This window comes from Streptomyces sp. NPDC057854, from assembly GCF_042797055.1.
Classification (GTDB): Bacteria; Actinomycetota; Actinomycetes; order Streptomycetales; family Streptomycetaceae; genus Streptomyces.
This window is the reverse complement of the sequence record NZ_JBHVMF010000003.1, coordinates 337,213-360,159: the sequence shown is the minus strand read 5'-3', so window position 1 is coordinate 360,159 and position 22,947 is coordinate 337,213. Positions and strand designations below refer to the sequence as shown.

The following is a 22,947-nucleotide window of genomic DNA, read 5'->3' as shown; positions in this document are numbered from 1 at the left end:
GCGGCGTGAGGCCGGACCGTGGTCCGCATGAGCGACCAGAACCCCCGCACCACCCACTTCTACGACGCCTTCGAGATGAGCCCCGTGCCCACCCCCGGGCCGGACGCCGTGCCGCCGGAGCCGTTCCACGGCATCTACGGCATGCCGTCCTTCGTCACCGTCCCCACCACCGACCTCGCGGAGTCCGTGGACTTCTGGACGCGGGGGCTCGGCTTCTTCGAGCTGTTCGCCGTTCCGGGGGTGCTGGTGCACCTGCGCCGGTGGGCGTTCCAGGACGTGCTGCTCGTCGCGGCGGACAGCGTCCCGGCGGAGCCGCCGGCCCTGGGGTACAGCTTCGCCGGGGTGCTCGCGCAGGTCGACGCCGTCGCCGGGGCGTGCCGCGCGCTGCGGCCCGGCGCGGTCGACGGGCCCCGGGACACGCCGTGGAACACCCGGGACGTGGAGGTGATCACCCCCGAGAACGCGCGCGTCGTCCTCACGGCCGCGAAGCCGTTCGACCCGGCGAGCGAGGAGGCGCGGAACCTCGCGGCGATCGGGATCACCGGCCCCGACAATGGGACGCATGCCTGAGGACCCGTACGCCGGACGCGCGAGCGACGACGGGCTGACCGTCGGCCAGGTGGCGGCGCTGCTGGACGTCACCGTCCGCGCGCTGCACCACTGGGACGAGATCGGGCTGGCCCGCCCGTCGCTGCGGACGGCCGCGGGGTACCGGCTCTACACCGCCGCCGACCTCGAACGGCTGCACCGCGTCACCGTCTACCGCGAGCTCGGGCTCGGCCTGGACCGGATCCGGGCCGTCCTCGACGACGCGGGCACCGACGTGACCGGCGCGCTGCGGGCCCAGCGCGCGCAGGTCGACCGGCGGATCGAACGGCTCCGGCGGCTCGGCGCCGGTCTGGACCGGATGATCGACGCCCAGGAGCGCGGGCTGCTCCTCACCGCCGAGCAACAGGCCGCGCTCTTCGGGCCCGGCTGGGACCCCACGTGGTCCGCGCAGGCGCGCGAGGAGTACGGGGACACCGCGCAGTGGCAGGCGTACGCGGAGCGCTCCGCCGCGCGCGGCCCCGAGGAGTGGCGGGCCGTCACCGAGGCCGTCACCGCGCTCGAACGCGCCCTCGGCGAGGCGATGGACGCGGGCGTCGCGCCCGGCGACGCCGAGGCGGCCCGGCTCGTCACGCGGCACCGCGAGCTCTTCAGCGCGGCGTACTTCCCACTGAGCCGGTCGATGCAGGTCTGCCTGGGCCGGCGGTACGCGACGGACCCGGGCTTCGCCGCGCACTACGACGGGGTGCGCCCCGGCCTGGCGGCCTGGTTCCGCGCGGCGATCGACGCCGACGCCCGCGCCCACGGCCTCGACCCGGAGACCGCCGACTGGCGGTAGCCGCGCACGGGCCCCCGGCGGCAGCGTCCCACGGGCTCCCGGCGGCGGCGCGCGGGGCCGGAACCGGCCATGACGGCCCGGGCGCCGCGGGCGGCACCAGCCGGTGTCCGCTGAGCGAACGGCCGCGTCCTGAATGCGTCTTGACGTGACATCAGCTCTTCACCCACCATTCAGCACGCACTCGCACAGCTCCAACGCCTCGCGTCACCCACGGCGCGAGGCGCTCGCACGTTCCGTCCCATCCCCGTTCGGAATCCGGAGCCCCCACATGAAACTCTCCGCGAGACTCGCCGCGCTGGCAGGTTCCTCGGCGCTCGTCGCCGGCGCCCTCGCCGGCGCCGTGCCGGCCACCGCCGCGCCGGCCGGTGCCACCGCCGCGCCCGACCTGTCCGTCGCCGCCGTGAAGCAGCACCTGACGGACCTCCAGTCCATCGCCACCGCCAACGGCGGCAACCGCGCCCACGGCCGGCCCGGTTACAAGGCGTCCATCGACTTCGTGAAGGCCAAGCTGGACGCGGTCGGGTTCACGACGTCCGTCCAGCAGTTCACGTACAACGGCACGACCGGCTACAACCTGATCGCCGACTGGCCCGGCGGCGACCCGAACCAGGTCGTCATGGCGGGCTCGCACCTGGACTCGGTCTCCTCGGGCCCCGGCATCAACGACAACGGCTCCGGTTCGGCCGCGATCCTGGAGGCCGCGCTCGCCGTCGCCCGCACCGGCTACCAGCCGTCGAAGCACCTGCGGTTCGGCTGGTGGGGAGCGGAGGAACTGGGCCTGGTCGGCTCGAAGCACTACGTGAACAACCTCCCGGCGACCGAGCGCGCGAAGCTGAAGGGCTACCTCAACTTCGACATGATCGGCTCGCCGAACCCGGGCTACTTCGTCTACGACGACGACCCGGTCATCGAGCAGACCTTCAAGAGCTACTTCGCCGGCATCGGGGTCCCGACCGAGATCGAGACCGAGGGCGACGGCCGCTCCGACCACGCCTCGTTCAAGAACGCGGGCATACCCGTCGGCGGCCTCTTCACCGGCGCCAGCCGGGTCAAGACCAGCGCGCAGGTGTCCAAGTGGGGCGGTACGGCGACGGCCTTCGACCGCTGCTACCACTCCTCCTGCGACACGACCGCGAACATCAACGACACGGCCCTGGACCGCAACAGCGACGCCATCGCCCACGCGCTCTGGACCCTGTCCGGCACCACCACGAACCCGCCGACGGGCACCGTCTTCGAGAACACCGCCGACGTGGCGATCCCGGACAACGGCGCCGCGGTGACCTCGTCCGTCACCGTCTCCGGCGTCGCCGGCAACGCGCCCAGCAGCCTCGCCGTCGGCGTGGACATCGTCCACACCTGGCGCGGTGACCTCGTCGTCGACCTCATCGCCCCCGACGGCACGGTCTACAACCTGCACAACAGGACCGGCAGCGGCACCGACAACATCCAGCAGACCTACACCGTGAACGCCTCCGCGGAGGTCGCCAACGGCGTCTGGAAGCTCCGCGTCCAGGACACCGCGTCCGCCGACACCGGGTACATCAACGGGTTCAAGCTGACGTTCCCGTAGGCCCTCGGACCACCCGGGCGGGTCGGTGGACGTCGTCCCGACCCGCCCGGGCCACCATGTCCGCCGGGCCCCGCGCCTACCGGCCCGCGTTCGCCGCGTCCACCAGCGCCTGCGGCGTCACCGCGCCGACGTAGACGGTGCCGTCGTCCGTCATCAGCGCGTTGACGATCTTCGTCTTGAAGACGGTGCCGGAGCCGAACTTCCCGCTGACCTTCTCGCCGAGCGAGTCGAGGAAGCCCTGGACCTCCTTCGGCGCGTCCTCCGTCTTCGGGGCCGGCGCGCCGGAGTCGAAGCGGGCGATGCTGGTCCAGCCCTCGCCGATCACGTTCGGCTCGCCGTTCCCGCCGCCGAGGCCGCCGAGGCCGAAGTCGCCGAAGCCCTTCTCCAGCTCCTTCTCCAGGTCCTTCCCGGCGTCGCCGTGCTCCTTCTCGACCGCGTCGGCGTCGGTGACCTTCGCGCCCTCGGGGACGGTGAAGGCGAACTCGGAGGCGGCCGGCCTGCCGAAGTCCACCTTGGTGAAGCCCGCGTCGACGACCGGCTTGCCGCCGCTCGTGGAGTCGAGGGTGAACTTGAGCGGGGTGCCGGTGGCGGCGTCGACGGCGATGGTGATCGCGTCGACCGTGGAGCCCTGCTGCTTCGGCTCGATCACCAGGCGGTACGCGTCGCGGCCCGCGACGTTCGCGGTGCCGCCGACCGTGATCGAGGTGGTGTCGCCGGCGGCCTTCAGGACCTCGTCGGCGAGCGCCTTCGGGGAGGCGGGCAGCTCCTCCTGCGGGGCCTGGCCGGGGCCCTCGGCGCCCTTCTCGTGGAAGACCGTGTTCGACCGGGAGTCGTACGCCCACACCTCGTCGCCGTTGTGGACGAGGCTGTACTGCTCCTTGCCGTCGACCAGCGTCAGCTTCTGGCGCTCGGGGCCGTCGGCGGCGATCTTCAGGGTGTGGGTGCCGGAGACCAGCTTGCCGAGCTGGGCGGACGGGTCGGCGGTGCCCTCGCCCGCGCCGCCGTCGCCCATGCCCTCGGCGATCCCGCCGAGCAGCCCGTCGAAGGCCGGCAGCCCCAGGTCGGTGGAGATCTTGAAGGTGCCGGAGAGGGTCTGGGTGTCCGAGGCGGCGATCTTCTCGATGAGCTGATGGGCCGTGATGTCCGGCAGGTCCGGGTCGCCGGACGCGGCGAGCGCCGGGACCAGTCCGACGGTCGCGGCGGCGATGCCGGCCACCGCGACCGGGACGACGTACCGGCTCGTCTTTCGCTGTGCTGCCATGGTCTGTGATCCCTCCGTGCCCCTGTGGACTTCCCGTGCGATGTCTCCATCTCACCAGGACGGCGCCGCGGAATCGTCAGCCCCCGGGATCAACCTCGCGTACGCCTGCGGGATGACCCGCCCCTAGGGACGTACCCCCCGGAAGGAAGGGGTCAGCCCGCGCGGTGCACCACCGCGTCGCACAGCTCCTGCAGGGCGGCCTTCGCGTAGCCGTCCGGCAGCGGCGCCAGCATGGCCCTGGCCTCCTCCGCGTACCGCACGGTGTCCCGGCGGGCCTGCTCCAGGGCGGGGTGGACGCGGAGCCGGCGCAGCGCCTCGGCGTGCCGGGCGTCGTCGGTGAGGTCGCCGTCGATCAGGGCGACGAGCTCCAGGTCCTCGGGGCGGCCGTGGGCGGCCGCGGCGGCCCGCAGGTGGAGGACCGGGAGGGTGGGGACGCCCTCGCGGAGGTCGGTGCCGGGGGTCTTGCCGGACTCGTGGCCCTCGGAGGCGATGTCGAGGACGTCGTCGGCGAGCTGGAACGCGACGCCGAGCCGTTCGCCGTACTGGGTGAGGATGCGGACGACGGACTCGTCGGCGCCGGACATCATGGCGCCGAAGCGGCAGGAGACGGCGACGAGGGAGCCGGTCTTGCCGCCGAGGACGTCGAGGTAGTGGTCGACGGGGTCGCGGCCGTCCATCGGGCCGGCGGTCTCCAGGATCTGGCCGGTCACGAGCCGTTCGAACGCCTCGGCCTGGATCCGTACGGCCTCGGGTCCGAGGTCCGCGAGGGTGTGCGAGGCGCGGGCGAAGAGGAAGTCACCCGTGAGGACGGCCAGCGAGTTGCCCCAGCGGCTGTTGGCGCTGGGCACGCCGCGGCGGACGGCGGCCTCGTCCATGACGTCGTCGTGGTAGAGCGTGGCCAGGTGGGTGAGCTCCACGACGACGGCCGCGGGCACGACGCCGGGCGCGTAGGGGTCGCCGAACTGGGCGGCGAGCATCACGAGCAGCGGGCGGAACCGCTTGCCGCCGGCGAGCACCAGGTGCTGCGCGGCCTCGGTGATGAAGGGGACATCGCTCTTGGTGGCGTCGAGGAGTCCGGCCTCGACGGCCGCCAACCCGGTCTGGACATCGGCCTCAAGAGCCTGGTCCCGCACGCTAAGACCGAACGGCCCGACGACGGTCACGAGGGGGTCTCCTGTCTGCTGACGCCTGCTGACGATCACATGGCGACGATCACACGGCTGGGGTGGTGATCACACGGTGTTCGTGGTCACACGGATTGTCGATGTGTCGCTGGGATTCACTCAAGCCAGCGTATCCGGTCACGTTTCGATCACCGTGGGCGCCTTCCCGTCGCCCCCGGTATGTTCGTGATCAGTTGATACGACATGGAGTGTACGAATTGTCCCGAACGGAGATCGACCAGGACACCGGGGACCAGCCGCCCCCCGAGGACGACCGGGCCTTCCTGGGCCATCCGCGCGGCCTGCTCGCCCTCTCCGGGCTGGAGGTCTGGGAGCGGTTCTCGTTCCTCGGCATGCAGGCCATCCTCGTCCTCTACTTCGCCGCGAGCGTGTCGGACGGCGGCCTCGGCATGGCGGCCGGCACCGCCGCCTCCGTCTCCGCCGCCTACGGCACGCTCGTCTACCTGGTGTCGGTGGCCGGCGGCTGGCTCGCCGACCGGATCCTCGGCTCGTACCGGGCGGTCCTGTGGGGCGGCGTCCTGATCGCCTGCGGGCATTACTCCATGGCGGTGCCGACCGCCGCCATGACGTGGGCGGGCCTCGGTCTGATCAGCGCCGGCACCGGCCTGCTGAAGCCGAACGTGGCCACCATGGTCGGCAAGCTCTACCGCACCGACGACGACCGCCGCGACGCCGGCTTCGCCCTCTACTACATGGCGATCAACATCGGCGCCTTCGCCGGACCGCTGATCACCGGCTGGCTCGCCGACCACCGCGGCTACCACTGGGGCTTCTCGGCCGCCGCCGTCGGCATGACCTTCGGCCTGGTCCAGTACGTGGCCGGGCGCCGCCACCTCGCCGGGAAGAGGCACGCCGCCGAGTTCCCGCTCGCCCCCGACGCCCTGCGCCGCGCGGTGCTGCTCATGATCACCGGCGCGGTCGTCACCGCCGCCGCGGCGGGCGCCCTCGCGGCGGCCGGCTGGCTCACCATGGACCGGTTCGTGGACCTGCTGACGCTGGTCTCGGTGATCGCGCCGGTCGTCTACTTCTGGGTGATGTTCACCAGCCCGCGGGTCACGCCCGAGGAGCGCGGCCGGCTCAGGCCGTACGTGGTGCTGTTCCTCGCCTCGGTGGCGTTCAACTTCATCCTCTTCCAGGCGTACTCGACGATGATGCTGCTGGCCTCCACCAACGCCCGCACCACCCTCCTCGGCTTCGACTTCCCCGCGAGCTGGTACGCCTCCGCCCTCGGCGCCTTCGAGGTCGCCCTGGCGCCCGTGGTGGCCGCCGCCTGGGCCCGGATGGGCCCCCGCCAGCCGCACGCCTCGAACAAGATCGCCCTCGGTGTGGTCCTCGGCGGCCTGTCCTTCCTCCTCATGGTCCTGCCGACCTCCGGCCACGCCGACGACGCGTACCGGATGGCGGCCTGGTGGATCGTCGGCTCCTACCTGCTGCTCGGCCTCGGCGACGTGCTCCTGGAGACCTCCGGGATGTCCGCGACCAGCAAGCTCGCCCCGAAGGCGTTCTCCAGCCAGACCATGTCCCTCTGGTTCCTCTCCCTCGCCCTCGCCAACGGCATCCAGGCCCAGACCGTGAAGCTCTACGACGACGTGTCCAAGCCCGCGTACTTCGGCGTCAACGGCGCCGTCGCCGTCGCCGTCGGCCTCGCCGTGATGGCCCTCGCCCCCTGGCTGCGCCGCACCATGCACCCCGTCCACTGAGGTGACCCGATGACGAAGATCCGTACCGACTTCCCGTACGAGACCCGCCACGAGGACATCCGGATCCCGATGCCCGACGGCACCCCGCTGTACGCGCGCGTGTGGCGGCCGCTCACCGACGAGCCCGTCCCCGCGCTCCTGGAGTACCTCCCCTACCGGCTCACCGACTGGACGGCGCCCCGCGACTGGCAGCGCCACCCCTGGTATGCGGGCCACGGCTACGCCTCCGTCCGGGTCGACGTCCGCGGCCACGGCAACAGCGGGGGCCTGCCCGGCGACGAGTACGACGCCACCGAGCTCGCCGACGGCGTCGCCGTCGTGAACTGGCTCGCCGAACAGGACTGGTGCAACGGCCGGGTCGGCATGTTCGGCATCTCCTGGGGCGGCTTCAACAGCCTCCAGATCGCCGCCCTCGCCCCCGAACCGCTCAAGGCCGTCGTCACCGTCTGCTCCACCGACGACCGCTACGACAACGACGTCCACTACATGGGCGGCTCCGTCCTCGGCGTCGACATGCACGCCTGGGCCGCCACCATGCTCGCCTTCGTCTGCCGCCCGCCCGACCCGCAGTACGCCGGCGAGGAGTGGCGCGACCTGTGGCTGCGCCGCCTGGAGGCCGTCCGGCCCTTCGTCCACACCTGGCTCGCCCACCAGACCCGGGACGCCTACTGGCGGCACGGCAGCGTCTGCGAGGACTACTCCGCGATCCGCGCCGCCGTCCTCGCCGTCGGCGGCTGGCACGACCCGTACCGCGACACCGTCCTCCGCCTCGTCCGGCACCTCCCCCGGGACCGGGTCCGCGGCATCATCGGCCCCTGGTCCCACCAGTACCCCGACCGCGGCCTGCCGCCCGGCCCCGCCATCGGCTTCCTCCAGGAGACCCTCCGCTGGTGGGACCACCACCTCAAGGACGTGCCGAACGACGTCATGGCCGAGCCGGCGCTCCGCTCCTGGATCAGCGAGTCCCACCCGCCGGCGACCGTGTACGAGGAGCTGCCCGGCCGCTGGGTCGCCGACCCGTCCTGGCCGTCCCCGCACGTCACCCCCGTCACGTACGGCTTCGGCGGCGAGCCCGTCGTCGTCGCCTCGCCGCAGCAGACCGGCATCGACGCGGGCCGCTTCTTCCCGTTCGGCAACGACGCCGACCTGCCGCCCGACCAGCGCGACGAGGACGCCCACTCGGCCTGCTTCGACTTCCCGGTGCCCGCCGGCGGCGAGCCGATCGAGATCCTGGGCCGCCCCTCGGTCGCCCTCCGCGTGACGACGCCGGCGCCCACCGGCCAGATCGTCGCCCGGCTCTGCGACATCGCCCCGGACGGCTCCTCCACCCTCGTCACCCGCGGCGCCCTCAATCTCTCCGCCCGCCACGGCCGGGACCGGGCCGTGCCGGCCCGGCCCGGCACGACGGAGACCGTCACGTTCGAGCTGAACGGCATCGGGCACACCTTCCCGCCCGGCCACCGGGTGCGGCTCGCGCTGTCCTCCGCGTACTGGCCGTGGATCTGGCCGCAGCCCGACGCGGACGGCTTCACCCTCGACCCGGCCGGCTCCTCCCTCACCCTTCCGGTCCGCGCCCGCACGGAGGACACGGTCTCCTTCGAGGAGCCCGAGCAGGCCCCGCCGCTCGGCGTGTCGTCCCCCCGCACCCTCGACCCGGCCCGCCCCGAGCGGCTGGTGCTCCGGGACGTCGCCAAGGGCGAGTGGACCCTCCAGGTGGACCCGAAGTACGGCGGCACGCGCGTGTACCCGGACGGCCTGGAGTTCACGGAGGACGCCGTCGAGACGTACACGATCGCGGAGGACGACCCGCTGTCCGCCCGCACCCGCTCCGAGTGGCACATCCGGCTGCACCGGCCGGAACTCGCCTGGGACGTCACCGTCGACACCCGCTCCGAGATCAGCTGCGACGCGGACGCCTTCCACACCTCCGACGAGGTGGTCTGCAAGGAGGGCGGCGAGGTCGTCTTCCACCGCACCTGGGAACAGCGGATCCCCCGCACGGCGGGCTGAGCCCGGGGCCGTACGGGGGATCGCGGTCCTGCCTAGCCGTTCACCTTGCGGCGGCGGGCGGCGAACACCGCGCCCGCGCCGAGCACGAGGGCCGCGCCGGCCGCGGCGCCGAGCCGCGGCAGCGTGTCGTTCGCGCCGGTCGCGGCGAGCTGACCGCCGGTGGCGACCGGCGTGTTCGAGGAACCGCCCTGCTGGGTGGTGTTCGCGGTGGTGGCGGCCGGGGCCGGGGTGGACGCCGACGGCGACGGCTCGGACGTCGGCTCCTCCGTGGGCTCCTCGGTCGGCTCGTCCGCCGGCTCCTCCGTCGGCTCCCCGGCGTCCTGCTCGACGACGTCGAAGTCGACCTTGGCGAAGCCCTGGCCGACGCCGCAGGAGCCGTCCTCGTTCTCGTACTCGCCGGCGGTGAAGGCGATGCCCTCGCCGGCCGGGGCGTCGTCCGCCACGGTCAGGCGCAGGGTGACGTCGGTCCTGCCGCCCTCGGCGATCTTGCCCAGGTCGATGGACTCCGACTCCATGTCGAGGTCGGTCCACACCGGGTTGGCGGCGGACTTCCAGTCGACGTCGATGTACTGGGCGAAGTCCGGGTCCTCCGCGCCGATGATGTCCGACCACGACTCGGGCACGTGCGCGGCGAAGACGTGGAAGCGGACCGCGTCGAGGTCGTGCTCCGCGATGTTCTTCACGGTGAGCGTGAAGTCGGCGCTGGAGCCGACGACGATGGTCTTCGGGCCGGTGAGGGTGGTGGCGACGGCCTCCTCGTCGGTGCAGTCGGCGCCCTCGCCCTCGTACGCCTCCAGGGCGGCCTCGGCGTCCGCGAGCTCCTGCTGGGCAGTCTTGATGGCGGCCTTCAGGCGCTCGGTCTCCCGGGACATCGCCACCAGGGCGTCGTCGCGGGCCGTGTCGGCCGCGTCGAAGCGGGTCTTGGCGTCCTTCTCGGCGGCGAGGGCGGTCGCGGCGGTCTCCGTGGCCTCGGCGAGGGTCTGCTCGGCGGCGGCCTTGTCCTCGGCGGAGGCCTCCGGGTCCGCGGTCAGCGCGTCGAGCTCGGCCTGCGCCTCGGTGACGGCGGTGTCGGCGGCCTCGCGGGCGGCCTTGGCCTCGTCGTACGCCAGCTTCGCCTCGTCGTACTCGGCCTTGATCTCCGGGTCGACGTTGTTCGCCAGGAGGTCTTCGAGGAGCGCCTCGCGCTCGGCCTTCAGGCGCTCGACCTTCTCCTCGGCCTTGATGACGGCCTCGACCAGCCGCTCGTACTCGGCGAAGTCGGCGTCGTCCGGGCCGTCCTGGGCGGTCTGCGCGTCCTGCGCCGAGGCGTCGGCCGTCGGCCTGGTGTCCGCGACGGCCGTGCCGGCGGACAGGAACACGACCGGCGTCGTGACGGCTGCTGCCACGGCGGTCGCGAGAATGCGGCGGATCTTCACGTGGGACCTTCTCCTGGTCAGGGAAGAAAAAGAGCGGCGCGCGCCCGCGGACGCTTCACGCGGGGGCGACGCCGCCATGATCGTAGGACGCGCGCCGACCGGCCGGGGCGGGCGTTTCCCCAGCTCGGAGCGGGATCCACCGCCGCCGGGCGAACAAACCGCGCAAAGCGGGGTGGTTGCCCTCACAGGCCGCGGTTTCTCTGTGATCCATGTCATCCTCGCCCGGCGGCCCGCCCCGTAACGTGTCCCTCACCCATCATCGAAAGCGAGGCACGCACCGATGCCCGAGCACAGCCCGCTCGACCTGGCCGAGGGCGACCCCTTCGGCCCGCACAACCTCCCGTACGGCGTCTTCACCACCGCCGACGAGCCGGGCCGCCGCCGGCTCGGCGTCCGGATCGGCGGGTACGTGCTGGACGCGGGGGCCGCGGCGCACGCGCTCGGCTCCCCGTACGCCTCCCTGCTGGCGCAGCCGGGCCTCGACGCGCTGCTGGCGGCCGGCCGGACCGCCTGGCGGGACGTGCGGCGGGCGCTGACGGCCTGGGTGACGGTCCCGGCGCACCGCCCGGAGATCGAGCCGCTGCTGCACCCGCTGGACGCGGTGACGCTGCACCTGCCGTACACGGTCGCGGACTACGTGGACTTCTACGCGAGCGAGCACCACGCCACCAACGTGGGCCGCATCTTCCGCCCGGACGGCGAGCCGCTGACCCCCAACTGGAAGCACCTGCCGATCGGTTACCACGGCCGGTCGGGCACGGTCGTCGTCTCCGGAACGGACGTGGTGCGCCCGTCGGGCCAGCGGAAGGCGCCCGCGGACGCGGCGCCGGTGTTCGGCCCGTCGGTGAAGCTGGACATCGAGGCGGAGGTCGGCTTCCTCGTCGGCACCCCGTCGGAGCTGGGCCGCCCGGTGCCGCTGTCCGCCTTCCGCGACCACGTCTTCGGGCTGACGCTGCTGAACGACTGGTCGGCGCGGGACGTGCAGGCGTGGGAGTACGTGCCGCTGGGCCCGTTCCTCGGCAAGTCCTTCCAGACCTCGGTGTCGGCGTGGGTGACGCCGCTGGAGGCGCTGGACGCGGCCCGCACCGCGCCGCCGGCCCGGGACCTCCCCCTCCTGCCGTACCTGGACGACGCGGCGGAGGAGGAGCCGGGCGGCTACGACGTGCGGATCTCCGTGGAGATCAACGGGGAGGTGGTGGCGGAGCCGCCGTTCTCCACCATGTACTGGACGGCCGCGCAGCAGCTCGCCCACATGACGGTGAACGGCGCCTCGCTGCGCACCGGCGACCTGTACGGCTCCGGCACGGTCTCCGGCCCCGAGGTGCACCAGCGCGGCTCGCTCCTGGAGCTGACCTGGAACGGCCGGGACGCCATCGAACTCGCCGGCGGCAAGCGGACGTTCCTGGAGGACGGCGACGAGGTCGTGCTGACCGCGTGGGCGCCCGGCCCGGACGGCACCCGGGTGGGCCTGGGCGAGGTCCGGGGCCGGATCGTCCCGTCGGCCTGAGCCGGCGCTAGCCGACCCGCCAGAGGGCGGGGACGTTCGGCGGCTCCCAGCCGGCCGTGGCGGTGTGGGCCTGGAGGCAGACGTAGCCCACACCGCCGTACGTGACGCGGTCGCCCGCCGCGTAGGTCCGTCCGGCGGTCCACGTGCCGCCGGGCGGGGCGGTCGTCGGCGTGCCCGTCGGGGTCGGCGTCGGCCCCGGGGTCTGCGGCACGTCGAGGACGAAGTCGAAGGCGGCCTCGCGGCCCCCGCCCGCGTCCCGGACGGTCATCAGCAGCCGCGGGTCGAAGAGCGAGTCGGTGGTGTTGCGGGGCTCGTTCGGGAAGTACAGCTGGGTCGTGAGCACCGGCCGCCCGGGCGCCTGCACCTTGACGTGGAGGTGGCGGGTGCGGCCCGGGTAGAGGCCGGGGACGATCGTCGTCAGCGTGAACGAGCCGTCGGCGCCGGTGAACTGGTGGCCGCGGAACCGGTAGCCGGTGTTGTCGTAGGCGCCGTTCACGTCGGCCTGCCAGAAGTCCAGCAGGACGCCGGAGATCGGCCGGCAGGCCCGCCCGAAGACGTAGCCGGAGACGGTCAGCCGGGTGCCCGGCCCGTCGTTCAGGGTGTTGCGGCGCGGCGAGTTGGGCTTGAAGTAGGGGCCTTCCATCTGCGGCGGGGTGGGGTCGTCGCCGTCGTCGCAGGCCGGGGTGAGCGCGGGTGCCTCGTCGCCGGTGAGGGTACGGGCGAGGGCGGGGACGCCCATGAGCACGGCGGGCGCGGCCATGCCGGCCGCGAGCGCGGCCCGCAGCACGGTCTTGCGGGTGACGTGCCCGGTGCTGGTCTCGCTGTCCATGTGCCTGGCTCCTCAGGTGGGGGCTGGGATCGGCAACGAACCTAGGCGGGCGCGGAATCCGCGGCGATGGACGGAACGCGGGGGTCGTGGTGTTTTCGGAAGTCGCCCGGGCTGCACCCGACTTCGCGGCGGAAGAAGCGGCAGAAGTACGCGGGGTCCTGGAAGCCGACCCGGGCGGCGACCTGCCGCACGGACAGCGCGGTGGCGACCAGGAGCCGTTGCGCCTCCCGCACCCGGGCCTCGCGCAGCAGGGCGGCGGGCGTCCGGCCGGTGGCGGCGCGCACGGCCTCGTTGAGGTGGCCGGCGGACACCCCGAGCCGCCCGGCGCACTCCCGTACCGAGAGCCCTTCGGCGGCGGCCCGGCCCGCGAGGGCCAGGAAGTCGCCGGCGAGCCCGCGCGGCGGCGCCACGACCCGCCCGCCGGGCATCCGGGCGGCGCGGACGAGCAGCACGTGCAGCAGGGACCGCAGCACCCCGGCGAAGCCGTCGTCGCCGCGCCGGTACTCCTCGGCGAGCTCCTCCATGAGCAGGGTGGTGCGGGCGTGGGCCGCCGGGTCGAGGTCGGCCCAGGGCCGCTCCCCCAGCCGCCGCAGCAGTTCCTCGTCGCCGACGCCGCCGACCAGGAACTCGGGCGTGAACAGCACGAGCGACCCTTCGAGGCCGTGCACGCCCTCCCACCGGTGGACCTGTCCGGGCAGGATCACCCCGAGCTGCGGCGGCCGGACGGCGTACCGCTCGGTGTCGAGGACGTGCACGCCCGTCCCCGCGACGACGTGCACGATCTCGTAGAAGGTGTGCCGGTGCGGGTAGTCGGCCCGCGACATCGGCCCCATGGCGTCGAACCCTCCGGCGGCGAACGGCACTTGGTCCGGCAGGCGCAGCTCCAGCCGGTGCACCGGCGGCTCCCCGTGCCGGGGCGCTTCACAGGGCGTCCCGGGTAGGACCGTGGTCCCGCGCATCCGTCCCTCCCCACTGGTACAGACCACTACCGGTTCCACGATCCCATGCCGTCCGGGCCCTGTCAGGAGCCCCCGGACGTCACCGCGCGAAGCCACTCCGCCGGGCCAGTCCCGGGTGCGGGCGGCGGGCGGGCGTTCGATGCTCCTCACGGCGGCTCCCAGGAGGAGCGGCCCACCGGTCCCGCGCCCGACGGGCGCTTCCCCCCACCCGAGGAGCACATCCCGATGTCCGCACGACCCCGTTCCCTGATGGCCGCGTGCGCGCTGGCCGCCTCCGCCGCCCTGGCCCTGGGCGCCGCCGCCCCGGCCGTCTCCGCGGTCCCGGCCGCCCCCGCGGCACAGGCCGCCCCGGTCGCGGGCGGCGAGCACGGCTGGCCGCACCCGGACCTGGCGAGGACGTACGAGGCCACGAAGAAGTACGCGTCCGAGGAGCGGGCGATCGCCGACGGCTACCGGCGCACCGACGTGTGCGTCGAGGACACCAGCGCGGCGCGGCTCGGCGGCATGGGCTACCACTACGTGAAGCCGGCCCACGTCGGCTCGGCCGACCCGGCGCGGCCGGCGGCCGTGCTGTACGCGAAGAACCACGAGACGGGCAAGCGGGAACTGGTCGCGGTCGAGTGGGTGATCCCCAACACCGGGCAGCCCGAGCCGCCGCGGATCTTCGGCCGGGACTTCGACGGGCCGGCCGTGATCCCGGGCGTCGGCGACGTCTACACGCTGCACGCCTGGATCCACAAGAAGAACCCGGCCGGCCTCTTCGCCCCGTACAACCCGCGGGTGCACTGCGTCTGCCCGGAGGACGCCCCGAAGGCGTAGACCGCGGCGCCGCGCACCCGCGCGGGCACACGGAAGGGCCCGGCTCGCCCCCGAGCCGGGCCCTGTCCGTCAGCGGGCCGGCGTCAGCGCACGAACACGCTCGCCTGGCTCGCCAGGTCCAGGAAGTACTGCGGCGCGAGGCCGAGGACCAGGGTGACGACCACGCCCGCCGTGATGGCGAGTGTCGTCAGCGCCGACGGCACGGCGACCGTCGGGCCGTCCGCCTTCGGCTCGCTGAAGAACATCAGCACGATCACCCGGATGTAGAAGAAGGCGGCCACCGCCGAGGCGAGGACGCCGACCACCACGAGCGCGCCCGCGCCGCCCTCCGCCGCCGCCTTGAAGACCGCGAACTTGCCGGAGAAGCCGGAGGTCAGCGGGATGCCGGCGAAGGCCAGCAGGAAGACCGCGAAGACCGCCGCGACGAGCGGCGAACGGCGGCCGAGACCGGCCCACTTGGACAGGTGGGTGGCCTCGCCACCCGCGTCCCGCACCAGGGTGACGACGGCGAACGCGCCGATCGTCACGAAGGAGTAGGCGCCCAGGTAGAACAGGACCGACGAGATGCCGCTCGGGGTGGCCGCGATGACGCCCGCGAGCAGGAAGCCCGCGTGCGCGATCGACGAGTAGGCGAGCAGCCGCTTGATGTCGGTCTGGGTGATGGCGACGACCGCGCCGCCGAGCATCGTGACGATCGCGACGCCCCACATGACCGGCCGCCAGTCCCAGGTGAGCCCCGGCAGCACCACGTACAGCAGGCGGAGCAGCGCGCCGAAGGCGGCGACCTTGGTGGCGGCGGCCATGAAGCCGGTCACCGGGGTCGGGGCGCCCTGGTAGACGTCCGGGGTCCACATGTGGAACGGGACGGCGCCGACCTTGAAGAGCAGGCCCATGAGGACCAGCGCGAAGCCGATGAGCAGCAGCACGTCGTTGCCCATGGTCTGGGCGAGCGCCGGGTTCACGGAGGCGACCGCGCCGTCGACGACGTCGGCGATGGCGGCGTACGAGACGGAGCCCGCGTAGCCGTAGAGCAGGGCGATCCCGAAGAGCAGGAACGCCGAGGAGAAGGCGCCGAGGAGGAAGTACTTGACGGCCGCCTCCTGCGACATCAGCCGCTTGCGGCGGGCGAGGGCGCACAGCAGGTAGAGCGGGAGGGAGAAGACCTCCAGCGCGATGAACAGGGTCAGGAGGTCGTTGGCGGCCGGGAAGACCAGCATGCCGGCGATCGCGAAGAGGGCGAGCGGGAAGACCTCGGTGGTGGTGAAGCCGGCCTTGACGGCCGCCTTCTCGTGGTCGCCGCCGGGGACGGCGGCGGCCTCGGCGGCGAAGGAGTCGACCTTGTGGCCGTGGTCGGCCGGGTCGAGCCTGCGCTCGGCGAAGGTGAAGACGGCGACGATCGAGGCGAGCAGGATCGTGCCCTGGAGGAACAGGGCGGGGCCGTCGACGGCGATCGCCCCCATGGCGGCGATACGGGCCTTGGTGGTGCCGTACCCGCCGGCCGCGAGGCCGACGACGGCGGCGAACGAGGCGGCGAGGGCCAGCACCGAGAGGAACAGCTGGCTGATGTACCGGCCCTTGCGGGGCACGAAGGCCTCGACGAGGACGCTGAGGACCGCCGCGCCGACGACGATCAGCACCGGGGCGAGCTGGGTGTACTCGATCTTCGGCGCCGGGATCTTGTTCAGCGGCTCGGCGGCCGTCGTCCACAGGCTGTGGACAGCGAGGGCGTTCACTTGGCCGCCTCCACGTTCTGGACGGGGACTTCGGGCTGGGGGTCGGTCCGCTGCACGTCCGACATGGTGTGCCGGACCGCCGGGTTGACCACGTCCGTCAGCGGCTTCGGGAAGACGCCGAGGAAGAGCAGGACGGCGATCAGCGGGGCGACGACGGCGAGCTCGCGCGGCCGCAGGTCGGGCATCGTCCGCACCTCCTCCTTCACCGGGCCGGTCATCGTCCGCTGGTAGAGGACGAGGACGTACAGCGCGGCGAGGACGATGCCGGTCGTGGCGACGATCCCGGCCACCGGGTAGCGGGCGAAGGTGCCCACCAGGACCAGGAACTCGCTGACGAACGGAGCGAGTCCGGGCAGCGACAGGGTCGCGAGCCCGCCGATCAGGAAGGTGCCGGCGAGGACCGGCGCGACCTTCTGCACACCGCCGTAGTCGGCGATGAGCCGCGAGCCGCGCCGGGAGATCAGGAAGCCGGCGACGAGCATCAGCGCGGCGGTGGAGATGCCGTGGTTGACCATGTACAGCGTGGCGCCGGACTGGCCCTGGCTGGTCATCGCGAAGATGCCCAGGATGATGAAGCCGAAGTGGGAGATCGACGCGTACGCGACCAGCCGCTTGATGTCCCGCTGGCCGACCGCGAGCAGCGCCCCGTACACGATGCTGATCAGCGCGAGCACGATGATCGCCGGCGTGGCCCACTTGCTCGCCTCGGGGAAGAGGCCGAGGCAGAAGCGGAGCATCGCGAAGGTGCCGACCTTGTCGACGACGGCGGTGATGAGGACGGCGACCGGGGCGGTCGCCTCCCCCATCGCGTTCGGCAGCCAGGTGTGCAGCGGCCACAGCGGCGCCTTCACCGCGAAGGCGAAGAAGAAGCCGAGGAACAGCCACTTCTCGGTGGCGGACGCCATCTCCAGCGAGCCGTTCGCCCGGGCCTCGGCGATCTCGGTGAGCGAGAAGTTCCCCGCGACCACGTACAGCCCGATGACCGCCGCCAGCATGATCAGGCCGCCGACCAGGTTGTACAGCAGGAACTTGACCGCCGCGTAGGAGCGCTGCGCCGCCGCGTTCTCGTCGCTGCCGCTGTGCGCGCGGTCGCCGAAGCCGCCGATGAGGAAGTACATCGGGATGAGCATGGCTTCGAAGAGGATGTAGAAGAGGAAGACGTCGGTGGCCTCGAAGGAGAGGATCACCATCGCCTCGACCATCAGGATCAGGGCGAAGAAGCCCTGCGTCGGCCGCCACCTCTTCGACGAGGTCTCCAGGGGGTCGGCGTCGTGCCAGCCCGCCAGGACGATGAACGGGATCAGCAGCGCGGTCAGCGCGATCAGCGCCACCCCGATGCCGTCGACGCCCAGCTCGTACCGGACCCCGAAGTCCTTGATCCAGGAGTGGGACTCGACCAGCTGGTAGCGGTCGCCGCCCGGTTCGAAGCGGGCGAAGACGATCCCGGCCAGCACCAGCGTGACCAGGGAGACGGTCAGCGCCAGCCACTTGGCGGCGGTGCGCCGGGCGGCGGGCACGGCGGCGGTGAGGATCGCGCCGACCGCCGGCACCGCTGCCGTCGCCGTCAGAAGGGGAAAGGACATCGGCGTCACACCGCCCTCATCAGCAGGGTCGCGGCGATGAGGATCGCCGTACCGCCGAACATGGAGACCGCGTACGAGCGGACATGGCCGTTCTGGAGCTTGCGCAGCCGGCCGGAGAGACCGCCCACGGAGGCCGCGGTGCCGTTGACCACGCCGTCCACGAGCGAGTGGTCGACGTAGACCAGCGAGCGGGTCAGGTGGGTGCCGCCGGTGACGAAGACGGCGTGATTGAAGTCGTCCTGGAGCAGGTCGCGGCGGGCGGCCCGGGTGAGCAGCGAGCCGCGCGGGGCGACCACCGGGACGGGCTTGCGGCCGTACTGGAGGTAGGCGAGGCCGACGCCGATCACCATGACGGCGACGGTGGCCGAGGTGACGGCCAGGGCGCTGATCGGCGGGTGGCCGTGCTCGTAGTCGGTGACGGGCTGCAGCCAGTTCACGAACCGGTCGCCGATGCCGAAGATCCCGCCCGCGAAGACCGAGCCGAAGGCCAGCAGGATCATCGGGACCGTCATGGACTTCGGGGACTCGTGCGGGTGCGGCTCGTGGCCGTGCTCGTCCGGCTGCCAGCGCTTCTCGCCGAAGAAGGTCATCAGCATCACGCGGGTCATGTAGTACGCGGTGATGGCGGCGCCCAGCAGGGTGACCGCGCCGAGGATCCAGCCCTCGGTGCCGCCCTTCGCGAAGGCCGCCTCGATGATCTTGTCCTTGGAGAAGAAGCCGGACAGGCCCGGGAAGCCGATGATGGCGAGGTAGCCGAGGCCGAAGGTGGCGAAGGTGACCGGCATGTACTTCCTGAGGCCGCCGTACTTCCGCATGTCGACCTCGTCGTTCATGCCGTGCATGACCGAACCGGCGCCGAGGAACAGCCCGGCCTTGAAGAAGCCGTGCGTCACCAGGTGCATGATCGCGAAGACGTAGCCGATGGGGCCGAGACCGGCCGCCAGGATCATGTAGCCGATCTGCGACATCGTCGACCCGGCGAGGGCCTTCTTGATGTCGTCCTTCGCGCAACCGACGATCGCACCGAAGAGCAGCGTGACCGCGCCGACGATGGTGACGACGAGCTGCGCGTCCGGCGCCGCGTTGAAGATGTCGGCGGAGCGGACGATCAGGTAGACGCCGGCGGTGACCATGGTGGCCGCGTGGATGAGGGCCGAGACCGGGGTCGGGCCCTCCATCGCGTCCCCGAGCCAGGACTGCAGCGGCACCTGGGCCGACTTGCCGCAGGCCGCGAGGAGCAGCATCAGGCCGATCGCCGTCAGCGTGCCCTCGGAGGTCTCCGCCGCCGACTCCAGCACCGGCCCGAAGGCGAAGGTGCCGAAGGTGGTGAACATCAGCATGATCGCGATCGACAGGCCGATGTCGCCGACCCGGTTGACCAGGAACGCCTTCTTCGCGGCGGTGGCCGCGCTGGGCTTGTGCTGCCAGAAGCCGATCAGGAGGTACGAGGCGAGGCCGACGCCCTCCCAGCCGAAGTACAGCAGCAGGTAGTTGTCCGCCAGGACCAGCAGCAGCATCGCCGCGACGAACAGGTTCAGGTAGCCGAAGAAGCGGCGGCGCCGCTCGTCGTGCTCCATGTACCCGATCGAGTAGACGTGGATGAGCGTGCCCACGCCGGTGATCAGCAGCACGAAGGTCATCGACAGCTGGTCGAGCTGGAAGGCGATGTCCGCCTGGAAGCCCTCGACGGGGATCCAGGAGAACAGGTGCTGGCGCACCGCCCGCTCGTCGGCGCCCTTGCCGAGCATGTCGGCGAAGAGCGCGAGACCGAGGACGAAGGAGACGGCCGCGAGGAGCGTGCCGAGCCAGTGCCCGGCCTTGTCGAGCCGGCGCCCGCCGCACAGCAGGACGGCGGCCCCGAGCAGGGGTGCCCCGATGAGGAGCGCGATGAGATTTTCCACGGTCAGCCCCTCACAGCTTCATCAGGCCGGCGTCGTCGACCGAGGCCGAGTGGCGGGATCGGAAGACGGACACGATGATCGCGAGCCCGACGACGACCTCCGCGGCGGCCACGACCATCGTGAAGAAGGCGACGATCTGGCCGTCCAGGTTGCCGTGCATCCGGGAGAAGGCGACGAACGCGAGGTTGCAGGCGTTGAGCATCAGCTCCACGCACATGAAGACCACGATCGCGTTCCGCCGGATCAGCACCCCGACCGCGCCGATGGTGAACAACAGGGCGGCGAGGTACAGGTAGTTGACGGGATTCACCGGCCGGCCTCCTCTTCTTCCCGGTCGCGGCCGAGCCGCTCCGCGGAGCGCTGCTCCAGGGCCTTGAGATCGGCGAGCGCCTCCGTCGACACGTCCCGCACCTGGCCCCGCTTGCGCAGGGTCGAGATGACGGTGAGCTCGGACGGGGTGCCGTCGGGCAGCAGGCCCGCGATGTCCACCGCGTTGTGCCGGGCGTAGACGCCGGGGGCGGGCAGCGGCGGCAGGTGCTTGCCCTCGCGGACCCGCTGCTCGGACAGTTCGCGCTGGGTCCGGGCCCGCTCGGTGCGCTCCCGGTGGGTGAGGAGCATCGCGCCGACGGACGCGGTGATGAGCAGGGCGCCGGTGATCTCGAAGGCGAACACGTACTTGGTGAAGATGAGGGCCGCCAGGCCCTCCACGTTCCCCCCGTGGGCGGCGTTCGCCGCGCCGAGGCCGGTGAACTCGGTCAGCGCCGCGTTCCCGATGCCGGCGAAGAGCAGGACGCCGAAGCCGAGGCCGCACGCGGCGGCCCACCAGCGCTGGCCCTTGATGGTCTCCTTCAGCGAGTCCGCGGCGGTGACGCCGACCAGCATGACGACGAAGAGGAACAGCATCATGATCGCGCCGGTGTAGACGACGATCTGCACGATGCCGAGGAAGTACGCGCCGTTGGCCAGGTAGAAGACCGCGAGGACGATCATGGTGCCGGCCAGGCAGAGGGCCGAGTGCACGGCCTTCTTCATCAGGATGGTGCACAGCGCGCCGATCACGGCGACGGTGCCGAGCACCCAGAACTGGATCGCCTCGCCGGTGGAGGTGGCGTAGGCGGCGAGCGCGCTCATCGGCCGACCACCTTCCCCGACGCGGGCTCGTCCTCGCCGAAGGTCGACGCGGCCTCCTGCGGACCCTCCCCCTTGGACACGGCGACCTGGCGCTCGGTGCCGGGCGCGGCCTCGGTGACCAGACCCCGGTAGTAGTCCTGCTCGGTCATGCCGGGGAAGATCGCGTGCGGGGTGTCGACCATGCGGTCGTCGAGGCCCGCGAGCAGCTGCTCCTTGGTGTAGATCAGGTTCTCGCGGGAGGAGTCGGCCAGTTCGAACTCGTTCGTCATGGTCAGCGCGCGGGTGGGGCACGCCTCGATGCACAGCCCGCACAGGATGCAGCGGGCGTAGTTGATCTGGTAGACGCGGCCGTACCGCTCGCCGGGCGAGTAGCGCTCCTCGTCCGTGTTGTCCGCGCCCTCCACGTAGATGGCGTCGGCGGGACAGGCCCAGGCGCACAGCTCGCAGCCGACGCACTTCTCCAGCCCGTCCGGGTGGCGGTTGAGCTGGTGCCGGCCGTGGAAGCGGGGTGCCGTCGTCTTCTGCTGCTCCGGGTACTGCTCGGTCAGCCGCTTCTTGAACATGGCCTTGAAGGTCACGCCGAAGCCGGCCACCGGATTCTGGAAGTCAGACACGATCCGTCCCCCTTTCGTCACTCTCGGTAGCAGTATCGGGGCCACCACTGACAACGAGGTCCCGCTGGTGTCGGGGCCTGCGCCGGGGCACGGGCGGCAGGGTCTGTCCGGGCTTGGGCGGTACGGGGAAACCGCCGGCCATCGGGTCGAACTCCCGCTCGGCGGCCGGGTCCTCGCCCGCGGCCTTCGCCTTCCGGTCGCGGAAGAGGTCGGCGACGAAGGAGAGCAGCAGCACCACGAGGACCGCGCCGGCCACGTACAGCACGATGTTGGTGAAGGCGATGTTCTCGTTGCGCAGCGCCCGGACAGTGGCGACCAGCATCAGCCAGACCACGGAGACCGGGATGAGGACCTTCCAGCCGAGCTTCATCAGCTGGTCGTAGCGGACGCGGGGCAGGGTGCCGCGGAGCCAGATGAAGAAGAAGAGCAGCAGCTGCACCTTGAGGACGAACCACAGCATCGGCCACCAGCCGTGGTTGGCGCCCTCCCAGAAGGTGCTGATCGGGTAGGGGGCCCGCCAGCCGCCCAGGAAGAGGGTCACCGACACCGCGGAGACCGTCACCATGTTCACGTACTCGGCGAGCATGAACATCGCGAACTTGATGGACGAGTACTCGGTGTTGAAGCCGCCGACGAGGTCGCCCTCGGACTCCGGCATGTCGAAGGGGGCGCGGTTGGTCTCGCCGACCATCGTCACGATGTAGATGAGGAACGACACCGGCAGCAGGATCACGAACCAGCGGTCCTGCTGGGCCTCGACGATCGCCGAGGTGGACATCGACCCCGAGTAGAGGAAGACGGACGCGAAGGCGGCGCCCATGGCGATCTCGTACGAGATCATCTGCGCGCAGGAGCGCAGGCCGCCGAGGAGCGGGTACGTCGAGCCGGACGACCAGCCGGCGAGGACGATGCCGTAGATGCCGACGGAGGCGACCGCGAGGATGTACAGCATCGCGATCGGCAGGTCGGTGAGCTGCATCGTGGTGCGCTGGCCGAAGATCGACACCTCGTGGCCGGCCGGGCCGAAGGGGATCACGGCGATGGCCATGAAGGCGGGGATGGCGGCGACGATCGGGGCCAGGACGTAGACGACCTTGTCGGCCCGCTTGACGATCACGTCCTCCTTGAGCATCAGCTTGATGCCGTCCGCGAGGGACTGGAGGAGGCCCCAGGGGCCGTGCCGGTTGGGGCCGATGCGCAGCTGCATCCAGGCGACGACCTTGCGCTCCCACACGATGGAGAAGAGCACGGTCACCATGAGGAACGCGAAGCAGAAGACGGCCTTGACCGCGACGAGCCACCAGGGGTCCGTCCCGAACATGGACAGGTCCTCCGCGGCGAGGA

At 72.0% G+C, this 22,947-nt stretch carries 19 protein-coding genes; 7 read left to right on the top strand and 12 right to left on the bottom strand.

Translation table 11 applies throughout. The features are described 5' to 3' along the window. The first annotated feature begins 27 nt into the window (after positions 1-27). The 3 genes from ACFVQZ_RS07895 to ACFVQZ_RS07885 all read left to right on the top strand — a co-directional run bounded on the left by ACFVQZ_RS07895 (position 28) and on the right by ACFVQZ_RS07885 (position 2,957). On the top strand, positions 28-570 hold the full coding sequence (locus tag ACFVQZ_RS07895; protein ID WP_383620437.1) for a VOC family protein: 543 nt from the start codon (positions 28-30) through the stop codon (positions 568-570). After that, complete coding sequence (locus tag ACFVQZ_RS07890) at positions 563-1,384, top strand: MerR family transcriptional regulator (RefSeq protein ID WP_383620435.1); 822 nt, start codon at positions 563-565, stop codon at positions 1,382-1,384. The genes ACFVQZ_RS07895 and ACFVQZ_RS07890 overlap by 8 nt, the downstream gene beginning before the upstream one ends. 268 nt (positions 1,385-1,652) lie before the next feature. Next, complete coding sequence (locus ACFVQZ_RS07885) at positions 1,653-2,957, top strand: M28 family metallopeptidase (RefSeq protein WP_383620433.1); 1,305 nt, start codon at positions 1,653-1,655, stop codon at positions 2,955-2,957. A gap of 76 nt (positions 2,958-3,033) precedes the next feature. Here the strand turns inward: ACFVQZ_RS07885 and ACFVQZ_RS07880 are convergent, their stop codons facing one another. Then, positions 3,034-4,218, bottom strand: coding sequence for an outer membrane lipoprotein carrier protein LolA (locus tag ACFVQZ_RS07880; RefSeq protein ID WP_051787810.1), 1,185 nt, complete (start codon positions 4,216-4,218; stop codon positions 3,034-3,036). A gap of 152 nt (positions 4,219-4,370) precedes the next feature. Next, positions 4,371-5,381, bottom strand: coding sequence for a polyprenyl synthetase family protein (locus tag ACFVQZ_RS07875; RefSeq protein ID WP_030494794.1), 1,011 nt, complete (start codon positions 5,379-5,381; stop codon positions 4,371-4,373). A 218-nt stretch (positions 5,382-5,599) separates the two neighbouring features. On the opposite strand from ACFVQZ_RS07875, the gene ACFVQZ_RS07870 reads away from it, so the two are divergent. Both ACFVQZ_RS07870 and ACFVQZ_RS07865 read left to right on the top strand, forming a co-directional pair. Next, on the top strand, positions 5,600-7,102 hold the full coding sequence (locus tag ACFVQZ_RS07870) for a peptide MFS transporter (RefSeq protein ID WP_383620430.1): 1,503 nt from the start codon (positions 5,600-5,602) through the stop codon (positions 7,100-7,102). A 9-nt stretch (positions 7,103-7,111) separates the two neighbouring features. Further along, positions 7,112-9,112, top strand: a complete 2,001-nt coding sequence (locus ACFVQZ_RS07865; RefSeq protein ID WP_383620428.1) for a CocE/NonD family hydrolase — start codon at positions 7,112-7,114, stop codon at positions 9,110-9,112. Positions 9,113-9,144: 32 nt separating this feature from the next. Here the strand turns inward: ACFVQZ_RS07865 and ACFVQZ_RS07860 are convergent, their stop codons facing one another. Beyond that, on the bottom strand, positions 9,145-10,527 hold the full coding sequence (locus tag ACFVQZ_RS07860; protein ID WP_383620426.1) for a hypothetical protein: 1,383 nt from the start codon (positions 10,525-10,527) through the stop codon (positions 9,145-9,147). A gap of 280 nt (positions 10,528-10,807) precedes the next feature. Between ACFVQZ_RS07860 and fahA the strand changes: the two genes are divergently transcribed. After that, on the top strand, positions 10,808-12,034 hold the full coding sequence (gene fahA, locus ACFVQZ_RS07855; protein WP_383620424.1) for a fumarylacetoacetase: 1,227 nt from the start codon (positions 10,808-10,810) through the stop codon (positions 12,032-12,034). Between the two features lie 7 nt (positions 12,035-12,041). Here fahA and ACFVQZ_RS07850 read toward each other — a convergent pair whose 3' ends face one another. Then, entirely contained in the window at positions 12,042-12,863 is an 822-nt protein-coding gene (locus ACFVQZ_RS07850; protein ID WP_030494799.1) for a carbohydrate-binding protein, read from the bottom strand. Positions 12,864-12,904: 41 nt separating this feature from the next. Then, the gene (locus ACFVQZ_RS07845; RefSeq protein ID WP_030494800.1) at positions 12,905-13,822 is read right to left on the bottom strand and encodes a helix-turn-helix domain-containing protein; all 918 of its coding nucleotides are present in this window, start codon (positions 13,820-13,822) and stop codon (positions 12,905-12,907) included. Between the two features lie 225 nt (positions 13,823-14,047). On the opposite strand from ACFVQZ_RS07845, the gene ACFVQZ_RS07840 reads away from it, so the two are divergent. Next, a complete protein-coding gene (locus tag ACFVQZ_RS07840) occupies positions 14,048-14,641 on the top strand; it encodes a hypothetical protein (RefSeq protein ID WP_383620421.1) in 594 nt (197 codons plus the stop codon). An 83-nt stretch (positions 14,642-14,724) separates the two neighbouring features. Here ACFVQZ_RS07840 and nuoN read toward each other — a convergent pair whose 3' ends face one another. From nuoN to nuoH, 7 genes are read right to left on the bottom strand one after another with little or no spacing between them, the layout of a single operon-like run. Further along, positions 14,725-16,374 carry an NADH-quinone oxidoreductase subunit NuoN gene (gene nuoN, locus ACFVQZ_RS07835; protein ID WP_383620419.1) on the bottom strand — a complete coding sequence of 550 codons (1,650 nt, stop codon included), beginning with the start codon at positions 16,372-16,374 and terminating at the stop codon, positions 14,725-14,727. Beyond that, complete coding sequence (locus tag ACFVQZ_RS07830; protein WP_030494803.1) at positions 16,371-17,957, bottom strand: NADH-quinone oxidoreductase subunit M; 1,587 nt, start codon at positions 17,955-17,957, stop codon at positions 16,371-16,373. Before ACFVQZ_RS07830 ends, nuoN begins: the two co-directional genes overlap by 4 nt. Positions 17,958-17,962: 5 nt before the next feature. Continuing rightward, complete coding sequence (nuoL, locus tag ACFVQZ_RS07825) at positions 17,963-19,858, bottom strand: NADH-quinone oxidoreductase subunit L (protein ID WP_383620417.1); 1,896 nt, start codon at positions 19,856-19,858, stop codon at positions 17,963-17,965. A 10-nt stretch (positions 19,859-19,868) separates the two neighbouring features. After that, positions 19,869-20,168, bottom strand: coding sequence for an NADH-quinone oxidoreductase subunit NuoK (gene nuoK / locus ACFVQZ_RS07820; RefSeq protein WP_383620415.1), 300 nt, complete (start codon positions 20,166-20,168; stop codon positions 19,869-19,871). Next, the gene (locus tag ACFVQZ_RS07815) at positions 20,165-20,989 is read right to left on the bottom strand and encodes an NADH-quinone oxidoreductase subunit J (protein ID WP_030494806.1); all 825 of its coding nucleotides are present in this window, start codon (positions 20,987-20,989) and stop codon (positions 20,165-20,167) included. Before ACFVQZ_RS07815 ends, nuoK begins: the two co-directional genes overlap by 4 nt. Then, positions 20,986-21,636, bottom strand: coding sequence for an NADH-quinone oxidoreductase subunit NuoI (gene nuoI / locus ACFVQZ_RS07810; RefSeq protein WP_036414790.1), 651 nt, complete (start codon positions 21,634-21,636; stop codon positions 20,986-20,988). Before nuoI ends, ACFVQZ_RS07815 begins: the two co-directional genes overlap by 4 nt. Continuing rightward, positions 21,596-22,924, bottom strand: coding sequence for an NADH-quinone oxidoreductase subunit NuoH (gene nuoH / locus ACFVQZ_RS07805; protein WP_321192755.1), 1,329 nt, complete (start codon positions 22,922-22,924; stop codon positions 21,596-21,598). Before nuoH ends, nuoI begins: the two co-directional genes overlap by 41 nt. Between the last annotated feature and the right edge of the window lie 23 nt (positions 22,925-22,947).